Source organism: Algoriphagus sp. NBT04N3, from assembly GCF_019443765.1.
GTDB lineage: Bacteria > Bacteroidota > Bacteroidia > Cytophagales > Cyclobacteriaceae > Algoriphagus > Algoriphagus ornithinivorans.
Genome location: NZ_CP048415.1, coordinates 4121775 through 4142058, shown reverse-complemented (window position 1 = coordinate 4142058; position 20284 = coordinate 4121775). Strand labels below are relative to the sequence as shown.

The following is a 20284-nucleotide window of genomic DNA, read 5'->3' as shown; positions in this document are numbered from 1 at the left end:
TTCAGCTATTAAATGAGTAATATGAATCTCTTTCAGCATGAAGAACCGTGATCTCTTTCAGGTTAGAAGAGAATACTTCGGTAGTTTAGTTTTAAGTAAAAGAATTGAAGATGGGAGACCGAAGACCCAGCCTCGGCTGGCAAGCGAAGCCTCCGGATTTCAATCCTTCATGCTACAATTAAGGCGTGTTTTTAATTTCTAGAATAAACAAATCCATCTTAACCAAAAAAGGCTATAACCTCTGAGATTATAGCCTAATTTTCTTTTTCAAATTCTACCTGATGGTATACTTGAACCCTACTCCGCCACGAAGGTAGCTTCCGTACTCTCCGTAGAAAACAGGGGCGGCTTCAATCACGAAACCAAACTTTTTATCATTGAATGGTTTCAAAAACACCCCAAAAGGAATAGCTAGATAAGTGTCATCATAATATCTGTCTCTTCTGGGGTGGTAGTGGTCAAAAAGCCCCAAAGCGGCGCCAACGTACACATTGACATCTGATTTTCTGACAAAATTATACCCTCCCATCAATTCCAAACCGGTTCTTCTCCCCAAACCGAGGCGAGCTTCCCCAAATAACTCCTTGTCTGTGTCCGTGCCAACTGTGATAAAATTTCGTGAGTTTTGGATATTTATCCCGACACTTACCTGTGCTTTAGCCATGGATATCATGCCAAAAAAGAATAGGCATAGTACTGTTATTTTTTTCATAGTAAATAAATGTTGGTATATACTGAACCTTGGGCAAACTCCAAGCCAATTACAAAGTTTGAAGCTTGCCGTAAAAATTTCAATCGACAACTGAAAGCATCAAATTGGAATATTTACTTTTTACAACTGGTTTTCATATGGCTACCTAGGTCCATAGTAGTTTTTTAGTTGAAATACAACCAGAGTTTTTCATAATACGTTTTTTCACCCAAGAATTTAACTCTATCCTATCATGAAAAAACTATTTCTATTCTTTTCCTTATTTTTCAGCTACTTCAATACAATTGCCCAAACAGAAAAAGGTTCTGTTTTTTTAAGCGGGCAACTCAATATCTCTAGTCAGACAATAGAAAATAACAATGCTACATTAAAATCAAATAATTTCTCTTTTAGACCTTCTACAGGTCTCTTTATTTCCGATAACTGGCTACTAGGAGTTCAAACAAACCTGAGTTCCTCCAGGATCAAGGATTCTTTTAACTCAGGTAGAGAAATACAAAGCCAATCTAATCGAGTTCTGATCGGACCATTTGTCAGAAGATATTTTCCAATTGAAGAAAAATTGGCATTCTTCGGAGGGCTGAATGCAGCTTATGGAAACTCAAGGTCAAAGAGAGATCAAAATACAGCAGGTGTCTTAGAGTTATTTTCTAAAGGCAGAAATTTCTTTACTCATATCGATGTTGGTCTTACTTATTTTCCAAAAAAATGGTTGGGAATTGAATTATCTGCTCAACCCTTATCCTATGTCTATCAAATAGAAGAGAGCGTACAGAATAATTCCTCTACTAACTCTAATATCTTTAGCTTCGATTTAAATACAAGTTCTATTTTCTTGGGAATTAACTTTTTTTTAAATAAAAAATAAAGAAGAATTAAGGCTTTAATCCAGCTCTAAATCAATCTTGGATACCAATCAACTCATTATGAAAAAAGTTCTTTTTCTTTTCATTATTAGCTTATTTACCTTTCAAACTTTAAGCTTTGCTCAATTTGATAAAGGTAAATTTTTGGTAATTGGATCTCTTGATTTGACAAATGAAAAATTGAGGTATGATAACAATCAGATTGCAGGTTCAAACTCGACTATAATTTATCCAATTTTCGTAAGAGAAACTTCATTTGAAATAAATCCAACGCTAGGGTATTTTGTGTCGGATCTTTGGGCCATTGGACTTTCTGGAGGAATAGGTTTTGGCAAGGGATTGATCAAATACTCTCCGTCTTCAGTAGTCGAAGAATCAGTTGGGAAAACAAATACAGCTAGTCTCGGAGTCTTCATGAGAAAATACTGGGTTTGGACTGATAAATTTTCCTTGTTTGCCGAATTAAGTGCAAAACATAATTGGGGTTCTACCAGGCAAAAAATTAATAATAGTAGTTCGCAAGAAGCTAACATTTTACCCCATACTTATACTGCTCAGACTGGCCTTGGAGTTAACTATCAAATATTTCCTAAGCTAGGAGTAGAGCTTAATATTCCAATATTATCCTTTTCTAGTGTTCTCAATGGTTATAATTATGGGATGGACCCCAAGTCCAAATCATGGAATTTTGCTTTCGCAGATAACATAAGGCTTGGGTTCAACCTTCTATTTTGAAACAAAAATCCCAAGCCTAACGACTTGGGATTTTCAGATTTCTCACTTTAGCTTTCTGACTTATTTCTTACTTTCAGCCACAGCATGATGCGCTGCTCTCGCCGCAAAGGCCATGTAAGTCAATGATGGATTTTGTGTGGATGTTGAAGTCATAGAGGCTCCATCTGTCACATAGACATTGGGAACTGCATGCAGCTGATGATGGGCATTGAGAAGGGAGGTTTTGGGGTCTTTACCCATTCTTACACCACCCATTTCATGGATGTCCAAGCCTGGAGCCCTATGGTCATCCCTAGTGCGGATATTAGTTACCCCGGCTTTCTCAAACATCTCCGTCATTTGCTCCAGATAATCTTTGACCATTTTTTCATCGTTATCATCGTATTCCACTGAGATTTTCAACTGGGGCATGCCCCACTCATCCTTCAGATTCGGGTCCAAAGCCACATAGTTGCTTTCTTTAGGAATGGTCTCACCCATCATATGGGATCCTACATACCATGGGCCATATTGGTCTGGATTGAGAAGACTGTTTTTCAAATCCATTCCCAAACCTTCTGTATTGGGGCGTACTCCACGTCCGGCAGAAAAGCCTGCTGCATATCCCCGCAAAAAGTCTGTTTCCTGCTTATAGACATTCCTAAACCTTGGAAAATAGCCACTAGTAGGTCTTCCTCCTGTGGTAGTATACTCCTCCAAGCCTTCGAATTCCCCAGACACTCCTGCTCTATAGTTGTGGAAAGCTACATATTTGCCCAAGAGTCCATTGTCATTACCCAAACCATTTGGGAATCGGCTGGAAGTGGAATTCATCAGGATCAAATTGGAATTCAGTGCTGCGGCATTTAGGAAAATCACATCCGCGTAGAATTCTTCCATTTCTTTGGTCAGTCGGTCAATAATTCGAACCCCACTTGCTTTCCCCTTTTCTTCATCATAAATGATAGAATGAACCACAGCGTCTGGTCTTAAAGTCAGGTTTCCTGTTTTCAAAGCCCAAGGAATCGTGGATGAATTGGAGCTGAAATACCCTCCAAATGGGCAGCCACGTTGACAGAGATTCCTGTTTTGACACAGAGCTCTTCCCTGCTGCGCAAAGAAATCTGCATTTCCATGAATATGCGCACAACGGGCGGAAATCATATGTCGATCTCCTCCATAATGCTTTTTGAGTTGCTCCTGAAAATATTTCTCCATCACATTCAACTCATAGCCTGGCAAAAATTCCCCATCAGGCAAGGTATCCAGTCCATCTCTATTTCCAGAAACCCCGGCAAACTTTTCCACATGGCTATACCATGGCGCTAGATCCTTATAGCGAATTGGCCAGTCCACCGCAAAACCATCCCTTGCAGGACCTTCAAAATCAAAATCTGACCAGCGCTGCACTTGCCTAGCCCAAAGCAATGATTTCCCTCCCACCTGATAGCCACGAATCCAATCAAAAGGCTTTTCCTGTACATAAGGGTGCTCCGTGTCCTTTACGAAAAAATGCATGGCGTCTTCCCGGAATGCATAACATCTGCTGACCACGGGATTTTCTTTTTTGATATCCTCAGGAACCTGCCCCCTATGCTCAAATTCATATGGAAGCATGTTGGTAGTGGGGTAATCCTTGATATGCTCCACATTTCTACCACGCTCCAGCATCAAAGTCTTCACGCCTAAATCACATAGTTCCTTAGCAGCCCAGCCTCCACTGATACCCGAGCCGATTACAATGGCTTGATAGGTTCTTTCCTGCTTGCTTTTAATATTCAGATTAGCCATTGATTCTTGGTTTTTGAAAATCAGAAATTAGCACGGCTCCATTGTACTCTCCGGGAATCAGAGAATAAGGGATGATTTCTGTTTGAATGTATTCGGATGCCATGTACCCTTGTATGGTCAGGCGCTTGGTTGTATTGAGAAAATACTGAATATCTTGTTTCACTTTTCCTTCCTCGGTGTCGTCGCCCTCTAGCATCAAGCCTTCTTTGACCTTGGCTTCTTTTTCTTTGGGAGAAAGTTGATCAAATTCCTTTCCTGTAAATTCAGGAAACGCTCTTAATCCTTTCATAAATCTGGACTGAGACTCTTCCTCCATACAATCATTGACCATGACTAAAATGAAATCGGGAACAGCCAATTCAAGTGCTCCTTTGATTTCACCTGCCGGAATTATAGTATTGGAAATGGCACCTAGAAGTTCTTTTTCAGAACTCTTCACTTTCAGTTTTTGATAGGCGGCCAAGATATCGTCACTACTGAAATCACAGGAAGGGATCAAAGCCAGCCCGCCTGAAATCAGCGCAATATGCCGCAAAGCATGACGTCTATTCATAGGTTTAAATTTTGGGTTTTATGCTAATCGAAGCAGAAAGTAGGGAATTTTCATCCAATATCCCAGATAAGATAGGATACTGGAATTCCTTTTTGATCAGCGGGTTAAAATGCCCAACTCCGCAAGAGTCGCAGCCTTACCATCTGCCGTTTTCAAGGCTTTTAGTTGAATATACCTGGCGTTAACTGGATTGAACCTTTTGAGCTGTTCAACTGGACTATTGACGACATTGGAAAATTCTCCGGAGCTGACTTCTTTCCAATTTTTCCCATCAGCACTGATTGAAAAAGAAAAGTTGGTAATATGACCGCTGGGATATCTGGCCTGCATTGGCAAATAACTGAAGCCTTTAATTGCTTTTACCTCTCCCAAATCCACGCTGAATACATTTTGATCCAAGGTCACAAATGTTGAAGCCTTTTCATCAATTCCTTCTTCCTGATCCGCCTTCCACAAAGCCTTTGAGGGGCCCAGATTTTCTGTTAACACTTCGCTTGATTCTTCTGTTGTCGGATCATAAGACCGAACTGTTAGCGTAATTGCATTTTCTACCAGAAAAGGTTGATTATAGGTAGTACTCGGTTCCGAACCATCCACAGAATACAATAAATCGAGCCCTTGATCTGGTGAAATCAGGGTGACCATTCCTGACTTTTCTCGTTGGATTTTGGGAGCTTCCAACAATTTGGGAGCATGATAAATCTTAACTTCGGATATCACCGGGATATCTTTTCCATCAGTAAATCGCACTCGGATTTTCTCGGCTGTTTGGTCTTCAAAACGAAGTATGCGCTTATAGCCCACTGTAGTTCCATCCGCTATAATTTCCCAAACTCCATTCACTTCCTTTTCTAACACAAAAGATTTTACGCGCTGTCCCAATGGCGTATATTCCTGAATCAGGAGACGGTTGAATGTAGTTTCATCATTAAATTCCAGCTCTAAATCTGCCTGAATCTGCCCATCTGGAACAGTCCAATAGGTGGAATAATCTCCATCAGCAGCCAAACTAGCTTCGAAGCCATCTCCCCGTTCTGCACTTCCAGTGACGCTAGCCCCTAAAGCCAAATTTCTTTTAAAATCTTCCCGGATTTTTTCAGCAAATCGCAAAATAGCCTCCTCGTCATTTTCGTGTATCAAACCCCTTCTATCCACAGGAAAATTGATTAATAGAGAAGAGTTTCGGCCAATGCTTTTGTAATAAATCTCCATCAGTTCCGGCAAGGTTTTGACCTTATGATCCTCATAGGCATGATAGTACCAACCCGGCCGAATGCTGACATCTGATTCTGCAGGAACCCATTGCGTTCCATTTTCTTGTCCAGCTGCCCATTTTTCGGAATACTCCGGCATCCCTGCATATACCGAATCACGGTAGAGATTTGACCAAGTAGTTTCGTAAGCAAAGCCATGCTCATTTCCAACCCATCGAATATCAGGACCGGCATCACTAAAAAGCACCGCATTGGGTTGAAGTTTTCTAACCAACTCATGTGTATTTTCCCAGTCATAATAGGTCAATTTATCTACCTTCCGGGTTTCATTGGCGCCTCCATACCAACCATCCCCACCATTGGCACCATCAAACCACACCTCAAAAATATCCCCATAATTCCTCAATAGTTCGGTGAGCTGATTGCGCATATAGGTGATGTACTCAGGTTTTCCATAATCTGGGTGATTTCTATCCCAAGGGGAATAATAAATCCCTACTTCCAAACCATATTCCCGACAGGCATCCACAAATTCCTGAATCAAATCTCCTTTCCCTTCACGCCAGGGACTATTTTTAACTGAATGCTCTGTGTAAGCGGATGGCCAAAGGCAAAATCCATCGTGATGTTTAGCCGTAATAATAAGGCCCTTCATCCCTGCCTTTTTTGCTATTCTTGCCCATTGTCGGGCGTCCAACTCGGTCGGATTAAACTGCTCAGGAGACTCGTCACCAAACCCCCATTCCCTGTCCGAAAAAGTATTCATATTGAAATGAATAAATCCATAATACCCCATTTCTTGCCAGACGATTTGCCGTTCATCGGGAATAGGATAGACGGGTTCCGGAGGGGATACTTTTTGCTGGCAAAAGCTAAAAATCAGCAAGAAAGCAATAGGAAGTAGATTTCTCATAAAGGCTATTTAATATGGAATACTACATATTTTTTAAAGAAAAGGAAAGAAGGAACTTAAAGGCTGCCCTTTCGTAAATCTTTCTCTATCAATGTCACGGGTAAAATCATCAACCCACTGATGCACAGTAAAAGTTACAAAATGAACTGCCCCCTGATCCAGAATTTGATATGAAATGCCCATGAGGAAAAATCTCACACAACTTGTCCCGTCCGCCGCGGCGGATCGGGAGGGTATGATTATCCTGGGCATTCCATCTGACCACTGAAAAACAAATTATAAACAGATGAAAAAGCCATAACAAAAATTAAATCTTTCGGATTGAAAATTCTTTTCACCATGTTCCTCGGAATTTGCAATTCCGAGGCAGTTTTGTAGGATTTATAATCCGCTTTTTTACTATCCAAACACCTCTAATTCTAGTTTACCTTTTCTAATACCGTAAAAATCTGCGGCACTACTCCAAAGGTATTCCTCCTCTTTTTCTACAAACCCAGCTCTTACAGGATTTAAATGGATATAATTTGATTTTTGAGCAAAAAATTCTCTAGAATAAATTTCCTCACCATGATATCCTTCCTCCCAAAACCAAATTCTATTCTCTATACTAAGCATTTTACTGAGCCATTCCCGCCTGCTTTCAAGGGGATTTTCTTTGATTAGAGAAAAAAGACTTTTAGCAGTAAACTTTTTAAAATCCCTTATGATATCACTTAGATTTTCTTCTTTGGCTCTTAAAATCAAGTGGCAATGATTTGTCATCAAAACCCAGCTAAAAATTTCTAATCCTTTATAAATTTGACAATACCTTAAACTCTCCACGATTTTTTCTCTATAGATATCACGGGTAAATACATCAACCCACTGATGCACAGTAAAAGTTACAAAATGAACTGCCCCCTGATCCTGAATTTGATATGAAAAAGCCATAACAAAAATTAAATCTTTCGGATTAAAAATCCTACGATAGGACTTCGGAATTACAAATTCCGAAGAACCGAAGAGCCGAAGATTTTTGAGAGCATTGAAAAACAAAATCTGATTACTTGGCTTATTCTCAGTGGACTTTATACAAAACCCTGAACCAATCTGTCTTAATACTTGTATTTTCGAATATGAAAATTCTTTTCACCCTACTTATCGCCCTTAGCGCCAGTTTCTCGATAGCCCAAACTCAATTTACTATTCAGGATGCAGATACTCAGAAACCCTTAGAGAAGGTACTCATTAGAGTAAACGATAAGAGCTTTTTTTCTGATCAAGAAGGAAAAGTCCAGATTCCTTTCTCTGAGCCAATATCCGCCATATTTTTCTTAGAAGGCTATGAAACCATCCAAGGAAATTTTGAGCCTGGATCTTATATTCTACGCCTCAAATCTTTGTCCTATTCTTTGTCGGATTTTACTGTTACGGCTTTTGAAACAGAAAGACCGCTTTTGAAACAGTCAGCTGCAATCAGTTTGGTAGGGGAACAGGACTTTAGCCGCTTTAATGAGACCTCCATTGTCAATTCCTTTAATACCAAACCGGGAGTCCGAATTGAAGAACGTGCACTTGCTTCATACAGGGTGTCGATTCGGGGAAGTTCTCTCAGAGCTCCTTTTGGTGTTCGAAATGTTAAAATCTATTGGAATGACGTTCCTTTCACGGCCCCTGACGGAACTACCGCTTTGAATTTGTTAGACCTCAGTAATATCCGAACCGCAGAAGTGATCAAAGGTCCTTCCGGAAGTATTTACGGTGCGGGAAACGGAGGAGTAATCAACCTTAAAAGCCCTGCTGATCCCAAAGGAGGATTGGTTTCAGCAGAATATGGCGGAGGATCTTTTGGATTAAATAGAAGCAGGATTGCGATTTCTCAACAAGTGGGAAAGGGAGGCTTTGAAGCTTCCTTGGTGAAGCAAAAACTAGATGGGTATAGAGAACACTCTGCTATGGACCGAACCGTTTTTCAGCTGGGAGGATTTATGCCTGTTTCCCAAAAGCAGGAGCTAAGAACTCAATTATTGGTTTCTGATTTGGATTATCAAATCCCCGGGGCATTAAATGCACAGCAACTAGCCGAGGACCCTAGACAAGCAAGACCGGGTTCTGTCAACCAAAATAGCTCTATTGCCCAGAAGTCAGTGTTTGCCTCATTGGGTCATTTATATAGATTTTCTGAAAAGGCCCAGAATAATACTACCCTTTATCTCACTACTAACGATTTTGAAAATCCCTTTATTCTGGATTATAAAAAAGAGCTGGGCTTCGGATATGGAGGTAGGTCGAGGTTTACCTTTGACTGGAACTTGGCAGGAAAGCCATTCAGAATAATAGCTGGTGGAGAATATCAAACAGCTTTGACAGATGCCCAGAATTTTGGAAACAGAAATGGCCTAGCTGATACAGTGCGCTTTGCGGACAAACTCAAGGCCACCCAAGGCTTTCTATTCCAGCAAGCCGAGTGGGAGCCTACAGAAAAAATCTTGCTGACTCTCGGTCTTAGCCAAAATTTTTCCTCTTTCGAAATAGACAGACAAATCAATGCTTCCGGTGGACCGACGGGCTTACAAACCCGGACTTTTGACCCTATTTTGATACCCAGAATAGCAGCCAACTATTCTCTCAACACCTATTCCTCCATTTTTGGTAGTATCAGCAGTGGATTTTCTCCTCCAACTATAGACGAGGTAAGGACTAATGAAGGCAGCTTGAATTTAGATTTGGAAGCTGAAAGAGGAGTCAATTATGAGTTGGGATATAGAATGGGCAAAAATCGCCTGAATGTAGATGTGACAGCCTTTTATTTCAGGCTCAATGAAACTATCACAACTTTCACCAATGAACAGGGTGTAGTACTTTTCAGAAATTCCGGCTCGACTGACCAAAAAGGAATTGAAGCAGCTATCGATTATGTATTTATTCAACAAGCAGTGGGCTTTATTAGAAACTTTAAAGCAGGAACAGCCTTCACTGGTCATTACTTTCAGTTCAAAGATTATGAGCAAAGAGGAAATGACTTTTCAGGAAATGACCTGACAGGAGTTGCACCAAATAATCTGGTCAGCAAATTGGATTTTCGGTTTGCAGGAGGCTTTTACTTGAATTTTACCCATCAGTTTACTGACGAAATCCCACTCAATGACGCTAATACCGTTTATCAAGATGCCTACAACTTGGTCAATACAAGGTTGGGAATTATTCAAAATTTGGGAAAAAGAACCGTGATTGAATTGTATGCCGGGGTAGATAATCTTTTGAATGAAAGTTACTCTTTGGGAAATGACCTCAATCCTTTTGGAGGAAGATTCTACCAACCCGCTCCCACAAGAAATTATTACGGTGGACTTAAAGCCTCTTTCCGTTATTAGGAGTCAGGAACTGTAATTTTCAAGCCACCTTCGGTCAATATTGCAGGGAATACTTCCAAATCTCGGCAGTATCCTGCTTTTACCTGTCCGGTCTTCAAATCAAATCTGTATTGGTGTAAGGGGCAGATAATCTCACCCTGACCATTAATATTCGCCTGAAGCAGGGAGGCTCCTCTATGAGGACAAGAGTTTTCAAAAGCATAAAACTCTTGGCCTAGGCGCATAACACCAAGAATTTTTTCACCCAAAGCAACCCTCTTTATGACTCGCTCCGGAAAAAGTGACAGCACCTGATCTTGAGAGTTTCCTACTGTATAGTCCTTCATAGAAATTGTTTATGCCTAAAATGGCTCCTTTTTACCAATCAAAAAGTAAAGATTGGTTTTTATTGAATTGTTTTGGAATTTAAGTGAAAGAACTAATCAAATTTAGAAGTATAACGTATGTTTTAAAGCTGAAATACAGCTCTAAACAGTTTGGCTAAAATTATAAACCCTATGAAAAAGTTTCTCTTTTTACCCCTGCTTATGCTTTTCGGAATGGGCTATGCTCAATCTATTGAAGGAGCTTGGAAAATGACCCATCAAAATGGTCAGCCTGTTGAAGATGTAGAATACATCAAAATTTATCAGGACGATTACTTTGCCTTTGGTGCCAAGAAAATTTCAGATAATCATTTTCTAGGTGCCGGGGGAGGGCCTTTTGAGCTAAATGGCGGCAGTTATGTAGAAATTCTGGATTTTTTTACACTAGATCCATTTCAAGTCGGAACAGTCAATAAGTATAAACTGGATTGGGTGGATGGAAAAATTGTGATCAGTTCAGAAATCAATGGAAACATGTTGGTTGAAATCTGGGAACGAGTGTCCGATTCGGAAGATGATCTCACCGGAAACTGGGTAATCACAGGAAGAAAAAGAGGAGAAGAAATCTCCAGAAATACTCCTGGAGCTAGAAGAACCATCAAAATACTCTCTGGCGGCAGATTTCAGTGGGTCGCATTTAATTCAGAAACAAAGGAATTCTCTGGTTCCGGAGGCGGAACATATACAGCCAAAGACGGGAAATACACTGAAAATATTACGTTTTTTTCCAGAGATGACTCCAGGGTTGGAGCAAGCCTAAGCTTCGATTATGAAATGATCGATGGAGAGTGGCATCACAGTGGACTTAGTTCTACCGGCAGTCCAATCTATGAAATTTGGACTCCCTATGCGATCGGATATCCAGGACCAAAGATGTAAAGTCTGAAATATTAATTCTGAAAGCTGAAAATCCATCAACCTGAAATAAATACCTTTTTTCAGGTTATTCAGCTTTGGTTTCCCTTAATTGTTAAGCCAAAGGAATTAGTTTTTTGATTAGCTAATTTTTAATCTTATGCATGAAAATGAGATAACTTTTATCGTCAGGGGTGCGATTTTTAAACCCGCATTATGCATTAGAATCTGTAGTGAGAGATCAAACAGCAATAAAATCAAGCATTTGGCGAATGAAGCATAGCAACGCTACGGTGATTGAGCTAAATGCAGCAAAGCGATTGATTTTGAAGCGGTTTGGACTCGTAATAAGAAGTCTAATGCATATTTCGGGTTAAAGTCTACAATACTCTGGGACCAGGTCTACTAGAATCCAGCTATGAGGCTGCTTTGGGGTATGAGTTGGTGAAGTCCGGATTAAATGTGGAGCATCAAGTGGGGCTTCCGATGGTATATGAAGAACTCAAGCTGGAAGTTGGATACCGAATTGATTTACTAGTCGAAAAAAAAGTAATTGTAGAAATAAAACCCCTGGAAAACCTTCATGAAGTTCACCATAAACAAATCCTTACTTACTTGAGGCTCTCAGGTATTAAAGTGGGCCTATTGGTTAATTTTAATACACTTCAAATTGATAAAGAGATTCATAGGAAAATCAATGGCAATCTTTAATTATTTCCCACAGATTTTCTCAGATTTCTGACACAGATGCCCACTGATCCTATTCTTAAACTTTGTTTTAATCTGCGTGAATCTGTGATTTTTTCTGTGGTAATCTGTGGGAAAAAAATCAAAGTTGAAAACTAGTCTTGGTATAATATAGGAGGCTAATCATGATTCAAATAGGAATTTAAGTAGTTAAGCCTGAAGCCGATTTCAATGGTCCGTAATTCGCCCTTCGTAAATCAAAAATAAAAAAGGAGCCTTTCAGCTCCTTTTTCTATTATACTTCTACAGGGTAAAGCTCTTTAAGTTTGCCAATTGTGTAATCTACTTCTTCTATATTATTAAATCTGCTGAAAGAAAATCTCACAGAATCTCTTTCCGGATTATGATTCAAAGCTCTTAGCACGTGGGATCCAACAGTTGCTCCAGAACTGCAAGCAGAACCTCCCGAAGCAGAGATTCCTTCCAAATCCAAATTGAACAACAACATCCCCGCATTTGCCTCTGAAGGAGGAAGACTTACATTCAAAACTGTATACAAGGAGTTTTCCAAATCAGCAGACATTCCATTGAATTCTACTCCCGGAATTTCGGCTTTGAGCTTTTCTACAAAATGCTTCTTCAGCGCTTTGATATGAGACTCATGCCCTGCCATATCTTCATATGCAATTTCAAGCGCCTTAGCTATCCCGATGATTCCGATGACATTTTCAGTTCCCCCTCTCATATTCCGCTCCTGAGCTCCACCATGAATAAAAGGGTGGATTTTTTTATCCTTCCTTACATATAAAAACCCGGAACCTTTAGGTCCATGAAATTTATGCCCGCCAGCTACTAAGGCATCGATTGGCAGACTCTTCAAATCGTGCACATAATGACCCATGGTCTGTACGGTATCAGAATGGAAAAATGCACCGTACTCTCTCGCCAAAGAGCCAATTTTATTCAAATCATTCAAATTGCCAATTTCATTATTGGCATGCATCAATGAAATTAGACTATTTGGATTGGCTTTGAGCAAGGCTTCCAACTGATCCAAATCAAGCTCACCTCGCTCATTGACATCCAATTTGCTGAGTTGTATATGCCCTTTTTGCTCACAAACTTCCAAAGTATGAAGTACCGCATGGTGCTCTACAGGAGAAGTGATAGCATGCTTGATCCCATGAGTTTCGATCCCACAAACCAAAGCCGTATTGTCCGCCTCGGTGCCCCCAGAGGTAAAGAATATTTCTGCTGGTGTGGTATTTAGCAATTCCGCTACCTTCTTTCTTGATTTCTCAATTGCGGAACGAACTTCCCTTCCATGGCTATGAACCGAGGAGGGGTTTCCGTAATGGTTTTTCATAAAAGGAAGCATGGCTTCGATCACGCGATCGTCCATTGCTGTGGTGGCGGCATTGTCGAAATAAACCTTCATCTCTTTAGGGTTGGGTGGGTATTATCAAATCAAAGAAGCACTTACTACCTCTTTTATATCTTGCATAATTTTCTTGGCTAAATGCTCAGCAGTAGCCTCAGAGTCAGATTCAGAGTAGATTCTAATGATGGGCTCCGTGTTGGATTTTCTCAAGTGAACCCATTCTTTATCAAACTCGATTTTTACTCCGTCTATATCATTGATCGGCTGCTTTTTGTACTTGTCCTTGATTTCTGTGAGGATTTTATCCACATCGATTTCAGGAGTCAGCTCAATCTTATTTTTCGAAATATAATAATTCGGGTAAGATGCTCTTAATCTGGAAATTGTTTTTCCGAATTTGGCCAAGTGAGTAAGGAACAAACCTATACCTACTAAAGCATCTCTTCCATAGTGAGAAGTTGGATAAATTATGCCTCCATTTCCCTCTCCACCAATGACCGCTTCAGACTCTTTCATCTGATTTACCACGTTGACTTCTCCTACCGCAGCAGCAGTATAAGTACCGCCTCTTTTTTCAGTCACATCCCGCAAAGCACGGGTAGAGGAAAGATTAGAAACAGTATTACCCGGTGTTTTGGAAAGAACATAATCAGCCACTGCCACTAAGGTGTATTCTTCTCCAAATGGCGATCCGTCCTCATTGATGAAAGCAAGTCTATCCACGTCTGGATCGACTACAATTCCCAAATCAAAACTTCCTTTTTCGAGTTTTTGGGAGATATCCCGAAGGTTTTCTGGCAAAGGTTCTGGATTATGTGGGAAATGGCCGTCAGGAGTGCAATACATTTCTTCGATGGTCTCAACACCTAAAGCACGTAATAATTTTGGAACTGCGATCCCACCAGTGGAATTAACTGCATCCACCACGATCTTGAAATTTCTGGCTTTAATCGCCTCCACATCCACTAATTCCAAGTCCAAAACATGCTGGATATGTCGATCAATGTAATCATCGATTTGGGTGTAAGCTCCTAATTTTTTGACTTCAGCAAATGAAAAATCCTCATTTTCTGCTTTTTCAAGGATATCTATCCCTTCAGCATCTGAAATAAACTCTCCTTTCGAGTTCAACAGTTTCAATGCATTCCACTGAATTGGATTATGACTAGCTGTCAGGATAATCCCTCCACCTGCTTTTTCCAAAGGAACAGCAAACTCTACTGTGGGAGTTGTGCTCAAGCCCAGATCTATGACATGGATTCCCAATCCTTGTAGGGTTGCAGATACCAATCTGGAAATCATATCTCCAGAAAGTCTTGCATCTCGGCCAATGACTACCTTGGCATTTCCGGTTTTTTCCAAAACCCAAGCACCATAGGCTGAAGTAAACTTGACCACATCAATGGGAGTAAGACCCTCTCCTGCTTTTCCTCCGATAGTACCTCTGATACCAGAGATTGATTTAATTAATGACACGTACAGAAATTGGTTTAGTACAACTTAAAAAAGCCCTGCGTTGGCAGGGGCAATAATTTATTTGAATTTAGCGAGAACTTTATCTACTTCATTGTCAGGATTTCCGCAACTGCTGTTGGCGTCTACGGTTTTTCCGCAATAAGAACAGGTTTCTCCATCCTTGTTCAGATAGGGGTTTTGAGAGGCACAAGTGCCTTTAAATTCTCCGTTTTTAAGGAATATGAGCCTTACAGACATCAAAACGAAGAATAATGCCACGAAGCCCAGTGTTATTAATACAGTTGTCATAACGGATAAATTTGCGCAAATTTAAAGCTTTACTTCGAAAACGACCACAAATCAAACTTAGTTTCCCAAATCATGTCGAATTTGAGTACTCGGGCTGAGCAACTTGCAGCCTTCGACCGACTATTAACCATCATGGATGAGCTTAGGGATCAGTGTCCATGGGATAAAAAACAGACCACAGAAAGCCTGAGGCATTTGACTATTGAGGAGACTTTCGAGCTTTCCGATGCGATATTAGAAGGTAATTCTGAAGAAATCAAAAAAGAATTAGGTGACTTACTGTTACATATTGTTTTTTATGCCAAGATCGGTTCTGAGGAAGGGAACTTCGATATCGCTTCTTTGACTCATTCGCTTTGCGAAAAATTGATTAGGAGGCATCCTCACATCTATGGAGATACCCAAGCAAATGATGCGGATACAGTCAGTCAGAACTGGGAAAAAATCAAACTTCAGGAAAAAGGAAATAAATCTGTCCTAGGGGGAGTTCCTAAATCATTACCTGCACTGATCAAAGCTATGAGAATCCAGGAAAAAGCAAGAGGCGTGGGCTTTGACTGGGAAGAAAAACATCAGGTTTGGGAAAAGGTGGAGGAGGAAATGCAGGAATTTAAGGAGGAATTCAATGCAGCGGCTGAAGAAGAAATAGACAAGGAAAAAGCTACTGCTGAGTTTGGAGATTTGTTGTTTTCATTAATCAATTATGCGCGCTTCATTGACATCAATCCTGAAGAGGCACTGGAACGAACTAATTTAAAATTTATCAAGCGCTTTCAGTATTTGGAAAATGCGGCTAAAGAATCTGGTAAAAACCTTTCTGAAATGACCTTGGCAGAAATGGATGTGTATTGGAATGAAGCTAAGGGGAAAGGGTAGGTTAGAAAGCTAAAATCAGAAAGCTGAAAAAGGCAAGGTTTGATCTATCGTAAAAGAAAAATAAAAAGTTTGGTCGTCACTGCGAGCGAAGCTTGCGGAGCGCGGCAGTCTCATAATCTCTCGCCGAGACGCAACGACGCAGCGGTTTAGGTCTCCCGCGAAGAAAAGAAGTTGCAAAGTTCTTTATAAGCTATGCTTTCTATCATTCCTCTGTGGTTTAAAAAAATAGTTTCTTGAGACGTAAAGGCGAAGCAATTTTTTATTTTCCCTCAATAGTCTTTGAGTTTTTCTGTGAAGCCTCTACGTCCCTCGAAAATCAAAATTGAAAAATCTCAGATCTTAAAATTACTTCCGCGCCAACTCCCGAAAAACCTCCAAGTACTGCTCCGTCACATAATCCCAATTATATTTTTGAATAAGGCCATCCTTTGCTGTTTTTCGAAGAGATTCCATTTTTTCTGACTCTGATTCTGCCTTGGCTACTATTCGTCTAACTGATTCAGCATTCTTTTCAAAATACCAACCATGCTTGCCATTCTGAAGCATTTCCTGATTGAAAGGAGTATTGAGAGCTAGAATCGCACAACCATATCCCAAAGCTTTTAGCATAGCAGGATTAGTGCCGCCAAACTCATGCCCATGAAAGTATCCAAAGCAATGAGAGTACAAAGCCGCTAATTCATTGGGGTCGGTCACATAGCCTGTAAATAGCAAGCGAGGATCCTGAATGTTTTTCAGTTGAGTGGCCCATTCATCCGAAAAGGGCACATCTCCTACAATCACCAATTTTTTGGAGGAATCGGATTTCAAAAAACCTTCGATAATCAAATCAGCATTATTGTCAGGTACCAACCTCCCTACAATCAAGAAATAGGTCCTTGATTCCAGTTTCCATTTTTCCAAATAGCTTTGAGAAACACTTTCTTTTGGATTGGCTCCATAGGCAATGACTTTGGAGTCTTTATTGAAAAGCTCCAGATACACCCTTCTCATTTCATCTGAGTCATTGATGATTTGATCATAAAATCGTGTGGCCATTTTTGAAGCCCAATAAAAATACTTGGAGCCAAAGCCTTTCCATTTGGGTCTCAACCATTCCAGTCCATCCACATTAATCGCAGTGGGTTTCCTGAAAACCTTGGAAATTATTCCAAAAGGACCGTTTCCGGAGTTTACTACCAAGATCACATCCACGTCCGAAAAACAGGCGTGAAGCATGGAAAAAAAAGTATGAGTCAACTGAGTAAGACTTTTGGACTCAATGGCAGGGGTGTAAATGCATTCTATACCATTCACAAACCGGGGCCTTTTTGGAAATAGTGCACGGTGATTATACACCCGCACATGCACTCCTTTTTTTACCAAGCGCTCTCCGAGTTCCTTAATCATGGTATCATACCCACCGTATACATAGGGGTATCCTTTGGCACCCATGATGGCAACTTTCAATTTCTGTTCAGATGCTGCCATATGTGCTTTTTAATTTTCTCTTCGAATGATTCCAAGCTGAACTCTTCTAAAACCCGAACTCGGCCTGCTTTACCCATTTCTAGCCTTAAATCCTCACTTTCTATCAACTGACTGATAGCTTCTACTCCTTTTTTCACATCTCCTATGGGGATCAAAAATCCACTCTTGCCATCTTCCAACATCTCTGAGGCTCCGCCTGACAGAGTTGCTACAACAGGCTTTCCCGCTGCCATCGCTTCTAAAATCACCGTAGGAAAAGAATCAGGTAAAATGGAAGGTAAAACAAAAATATCCATAGCTGCCATTAGCTCCGGAATATCCTTCCGAAAGCCCAGATAGCTCACTTTAGACTCCAAATGATTACTTCTTATCTCTTCGTGAATTTCTTCCAATATTGGTTCATAACCGGGATAAGGATCTCCAACTAACAAAAAATGGGTTTCCGGATATTGCTGAGAAAGCTGCTTCGCCATTTCAAGAAAAAACAATTGCCCTTTACCAGGATTAATGCGACCCACCATTCCTATGCAGACTTTCTTTTCCGCTACTCCTATTCTCTTTTTAGCCTGATCTACATTTTCCAAAAATGCCTGGTAAGGAATACCGTTATGAATTACCTGCACTTTTGATTTTCGAAGTAATTTTTGCCAATGGGCTGCAACGGCTTCTGAAACAGCTATAGGCTGAGGAGTACCTTTGTCCAAAAGGCTGCTCAGCAATTTGACCAAGGGTTTGGGGCCTGGTATAATCTCGTGGATGTGCCAGGTATGTGGAATGTTTTTTCTTCGGGAAAAAATTGAGCCTATAATTACCGCCAACGTATTGGAATAAACCAATTCAAATTGAAATTTCTCATGGAGACTTGAAAGGAAGCGATAAGCCTTAAGATTTTTATTAGCTCTATTAATTAAGCCTAGTGGGCTGACGTATTTTCTTCTCAGAATTCCGAGATTGAAAATATAAACAGGAATCCCCAATTCGCTCAAATAGATTTCAAGAGGCCCTTGATGGGGTATAACGACAACAGGATTAATACCGGATTTTTGAAGTGCCTTGATAGCTTCTAGAAAAATTCTGGAAGAACCGTATAAATCCGCTGAACTTGTTAGAAAAAGGATATTCAAAACCTTGCTGATTCCTGAACTTTGAGGAGAAAATGATTCTTCAAAACAATGGTGTGATGATTAAACCATAGAAGAATTGGGACTAAAAGTACGATAAAACTGATTTATTTTGAACCTATGTAAACATTTTGGATGATTAAGGAGAAAAGGAGTCTTTCTACTCAACCAAACTCGGTTCTAGAATTTTCCTTTGGAAGGCTTCAATAAATTTTTGAGCTGAAAATTCCTGAGATCTTATTTTCCCTTTAGCCTTCATGCTTTCACAAAGTTCCTTTTCCTGATCCAGATGAATCATTTTTTCCAGCAAGTCCTCCTGATTTCCGGTTTGAAAAGAAAGGCCTGCACCTCCTGCCACTTCCAACAAGGCTTCCTGATCTGAGTGAATCACCGGTAGGCCAAAGCCCATGGCTTCAGGGATTGGAATACCAAAGCCTTCATTTTCTGATGGAAAAACATAGGCAAAGGCATTTTCATACAAAGCCTTAATTTCCCCATCAGTCAGGTATCCCGGAAGAAGAATTTTTTCCTTCATTCCCAATTCTTCAATCAGGCGCTCCACTAATGGTAAATCATTCATTTGGGCACTTTGTCCCGGGCCTCCTACCAAAACCATCTTTTTGTCCGAACCGGTAATTCGTACGAAATCCGCAAAAGCTTTCACCAACAGAGGCAGTTGCTTTCGTTTATCAAAGGTGCCTATATGTAAAAAATAGGAGCTTTTCGTCAGCAGTAATTTTTTGATAATTGATTGGTCACTAGCCGCCTTCAGACTCTTGGGGGTTTGATAGATCACTGATATTGGCCAGTTTTTACCTAAATGCTTTTCAATTGAGGCTCTGGAATATTCAGTAGTTGTGATGATTTCAGTTTTTTCTCTCAGTCCTTTTTTTATCAAGCTCAAAAAGTACTTTCTCCACCATCTCGGGTAATTCTGTGGCATTTGCCAAAAAAACGCATCATGGATGACTGTTAACCTTCTACAAGGAAGAGATGCAGCCGGCGAGACAAAATCAGGGCAAATCAGAACATCCGGCTGGTGCTTTTTGACCAAATCAGGGAGCTGAAACTCCTTCCATCTCAGGTAATCCAGGTGATAGTTGAGTCTTTGAATTTTGGTTTGCGGACCCTTGAAACTTTGATCCTTCACCTGTTCATCCGGCTCATGGGTAAAGATCCATTCTATCTCCTTATGGGGATATTTTCGGGCCGCTTTTGCCAATTCCATCATGTATGTTTTAATACCTGTGGTGGCTACGTTGAGATATTGAAGGTCAAGTAAAACTTTCAAACTAATGCGTTTTTCTCAAAGTTAATGGATTCTTCCATACTCCCTCACGGAATATCCAATCATCCACCAGCTGAGCCAAGCGACATAGGTATACATTTCTGCATTTGCCACAAATAGGGGTAAAAGCTATCCAACCTTTGTAGCCGCACCGACGAAGGCGATCCGAGCCTTGGGTGTAGAATCTGTTTCGTAAAAAACCCGTAAAGTCAAGATCACCATTAACCTGTTAAATCTAGCGAATCACCTTTTCCTACCCTATTCGACTCAAATTCTTTTTCCCTTATCATGACCTTGTAAAGTGGTAGGGCCAGAACTGATTTACATGGATAATTTCCCTATTGAACAAATCCATTTTAAA

The 20284-nt window shown here is 40.4% G+C and carries 18 protein-coding genes; 6 read left to right on the top strand and 12 right to left on the bottom strand.

All coding sequences use genetic code 11. From position 1 onward, the window contains the following. Window positions 1-274: 274 nt before the first annotated feature. Complete coding sequence (locus GYM62_RS18020) at window positions 275-712, bottom strand: outer membrane insertion C- signal (RefSeq protein ID WP_219957422.1); 438 nt, start codon at window positions 710-712, stop codon at window positions 275-277. A 232-nt stretch (window positions 713-944) separates the two neighbouring features. Between GYM62_RS18020 and GYM62_RS18015 the strand changes: the two genes are divergently transcribed. After that, on the top strand, window positions 945-1580 hold the full coding sequence (locus tag GYM62_RS18015; protein ID WP_219957421.1) for a hypothetical protein: 636 nt from the start codon (window positions 945-947) through the stop codon (window positions 1578-1580). Between the two features lie 58 nt (window positions 1581-1638). Further along, window positions 1639-2313: a hypothetical protein gene (locus tag GYM62_RS18010; RefSeq protein ID WP_219957420.1), complete on the top strand. Its 675-nt coding sequence runs from the start codon at window positions 1639-1641 to the stop codon at window positions 2311-2313. Window positions 2314-2373: 60 nt separating this feature from the next. Here the strand turns inward: GYM62_RS18010 and GYM62_RS18005 are convergent, their stop codons facing one another. The 4 genes from GYM62_RS18005 to GYM62_RS17990 form a co-directional block, all read right to left on the bottom strand. Then, a complete protein-coding gene (locus GYM62_RS18005; protein WP_219957419.1) occupies window positions 2374-4083 on the bottom strand; it encodes a GMC oxidoreductase in 1710 nt (569 codons plus the stop codon). Next, complete coding sequence (locus tag GYM62_RS18000) at window positions 4076-4636, bottom strand: gluconate 2-dehydrogenase subunit 3 family protein (RefSeq protein ID WP_219957418.1); 561 nt, start codon at window positions 4634-4636, stop codon at window positions 4076-4078. Before GYM62_RS18000 ends, GYM62_RS18005 begins: the two co-directional genes overlap by 8 nt. Window positions 4637-4732: 96 nt before the next feature. Continuing rightward, window positions 4733-6763: an alpha-L-fucosidase gene (locus GYM62_RS17995; RefSeq protein ID WP_219957417.1), complete on the bottom strand. Its 2031-nt coding sequence runs from the start codon at window positions 6761-6763 to the stop codon at window positions 4733-4735. 399 nt (window positions 6764-7162) lie between these two features. Further along, window positions 7163-7693 (bottom strand): transposase, encoded by a 531-nt coding sequence (locus GYM62_RS17990; protein ID WP_219957416.1) that lies wholly within the window; start codon window positions 7691-7693, stop codon window positions 7163-7165. A 185-nt stretch (window positions 7694-7878) separates the two neighbouring features. On the opposite strand from GYM62_RS17990, the gene GYM62_RS17985 reads away from it, so the two are divergent. Further along, window positions 7879-10116 carry a TonB-dependent receptor domain-containing protein gene (locus GYM62_RS17985; RefSeq protein WP_144604291.1) on the top strand — a complete coding sequence of 746 codons (2238 nt, stop codon included), beginning with the start codon at window positions 7879-7881 and terminating at the stop codon, window positions 10114-10116. On the opposite strand, the gene GYM62_RS17980 is transcribed toward GYM62_RS17985, so the two are convergent. Continuing rightward, complete coding sequence (locus GYM62_RS17980; protein ID WP_144604292.1) at window positions 10113-10442, bottom strand: Rieske (2Fe-2S) protein; 330 nt, start codon at window positions 10440-10442, stop codon at window positions 10113-10115. The two genes, GYM62_RS17985 and GYM62_RS17980, sit on opposite strands and share 4 nt — an antisense overlap. Before the next feature lie 171 nt (window positions 10443-10613). On the opposite strand from GYM62_RS17980, the gene GYM62_RS17975 reads away from it, so the two are divergent. Together GYM62_RS17975 and GYM62_RS17970 are read left to right on the top strand one after the other, a co-directional pair. Further along, window positions 10614-11360: a hypothetical protein gene (locus tag GYM62_RS17975; protein WP_219957415.1), complete on the top strand. Its 747-nt coding sequence runs from the start codon at window positions 10614-10616 to the stop codon at window positions 11358-11360. Between the two features lie 339 nt (window positions 11361-11699). After that, window positions 11700-12047, top strand: coding sequence for a GxxExxY protein (locus tag GYM62_RS17970; RefSeq protein WP_219959488.1), 348 nt, complete (start codon window positions 11700-11702; stop codon window positions 12045-12047). 271 nt (window positions 12048-12318) lie between these two features. Here the strand turns inward: GYM62_RS17970 and GYM62_RS17965 are convergent, their stop codons facing one another. The 3 genes from GYM62_RS17965 to GYM62_RS17955 are packed head-to-tail and all read right to left on the bottom strand — an operon-like array spanning window position 12319 to window position 15168. Continuing rightward, on the bottom strand, window positions 12319-13461 hold the full coding sequence (locus tag GYM62_RS17965; RefSeq protein WP_219957414.1) for a cysteine desulfurase family protein: 1143 nt from the start codon (window positions 13459-13461) through the stop codon (window positions 12319-12321). Between the two features lie 24 nt (window positions 13462-13485). After that, window positions 13486-14880 carry a phosphoglucosamine mutase gene (gene glmM, locus GYM62_RS17960; protein WP_144604295.1) on the bottom strand — a complete coding sequence of 465 codons (1395 nt, stop codon included), beginning with the start codon at window positions 14878-14880 and terminating at the stop codon, window positions 13486-13488. 57 nt (window positions 14881-14937) lie between these two features. Then, a complete protein-coding gene (locus GYM62_RS17955) occupies window positions 14938-15168 on the bottom strand; it encodes a hypothetical protein (protein ID WP_091653308.1) in 231 nt (76 codons plus the stop codon). 72 nt (window positions 15169-15240) lie between these two features. Here GYM62_RS17955 and mazG point away from each other — a divergent pair, with 72 nt between their 5' ends. Further along, window positions 15241-16044: a nucleoside triphosphate pyrophosphohydrolase gene (mazG, locus tag GYM62_RS17950; RefSeq protein ID WP_144604296.1), complete on the top strand. Its 804-nt coding sequence runs from the start codon at window positions 15241-15243 to the stop codon at window positions 16042-16044. Window positions 16045-16389: 345 nt separating this feature from the next. On the opposite strand, the gene GYM62_RS17945 is transcribed toward mazG, so the two are convergent. From GYM62_RS17945 to GYM62_RS17935, 3 genes are all read right to left on the bottom strand, one after another. Further along, on the bottom strand, window positions 16390-17514 hold the full coding sequence (locus GYM62_RS17945) for a glycosyltransferase (protein ID WP_219957413.1): 1125 nt from the start codon (window positions 17512-17514) through the stop codon (window positions 16390-16392). Beyond that, window positions 17490-18638 carry a glycosyltransferase gene (locus tag GYM62_RS17940; protein ID WP_255590423.1) on the bottom strand — a complete coding sequence of 383 codons (1149 nt, stop codon included), beginning with the start codon at window positions 18636-18638 and terminating at the stop codon, window positions 17490-17492. The genes GYM62_RS17945 and GYM62_RS17940 overlap by 25 nt, the downstream gene beginning before the upstream one ends. Window positions 18639-18795: 157 nt before the next feature. Next, window positions 18796-19926: a glycosyltransferase family 1 protein gene (locus tag GYM62_RS17935; protein ID WP_219957412.1), complete on the bottom strand. Its 1131-nt coding sequence runs from the start codon at window positions 19924-19926 to the stop codon at window positions 18796-18798. Window positions 19927-20284 lie beyond the last annotated feature (358 nt).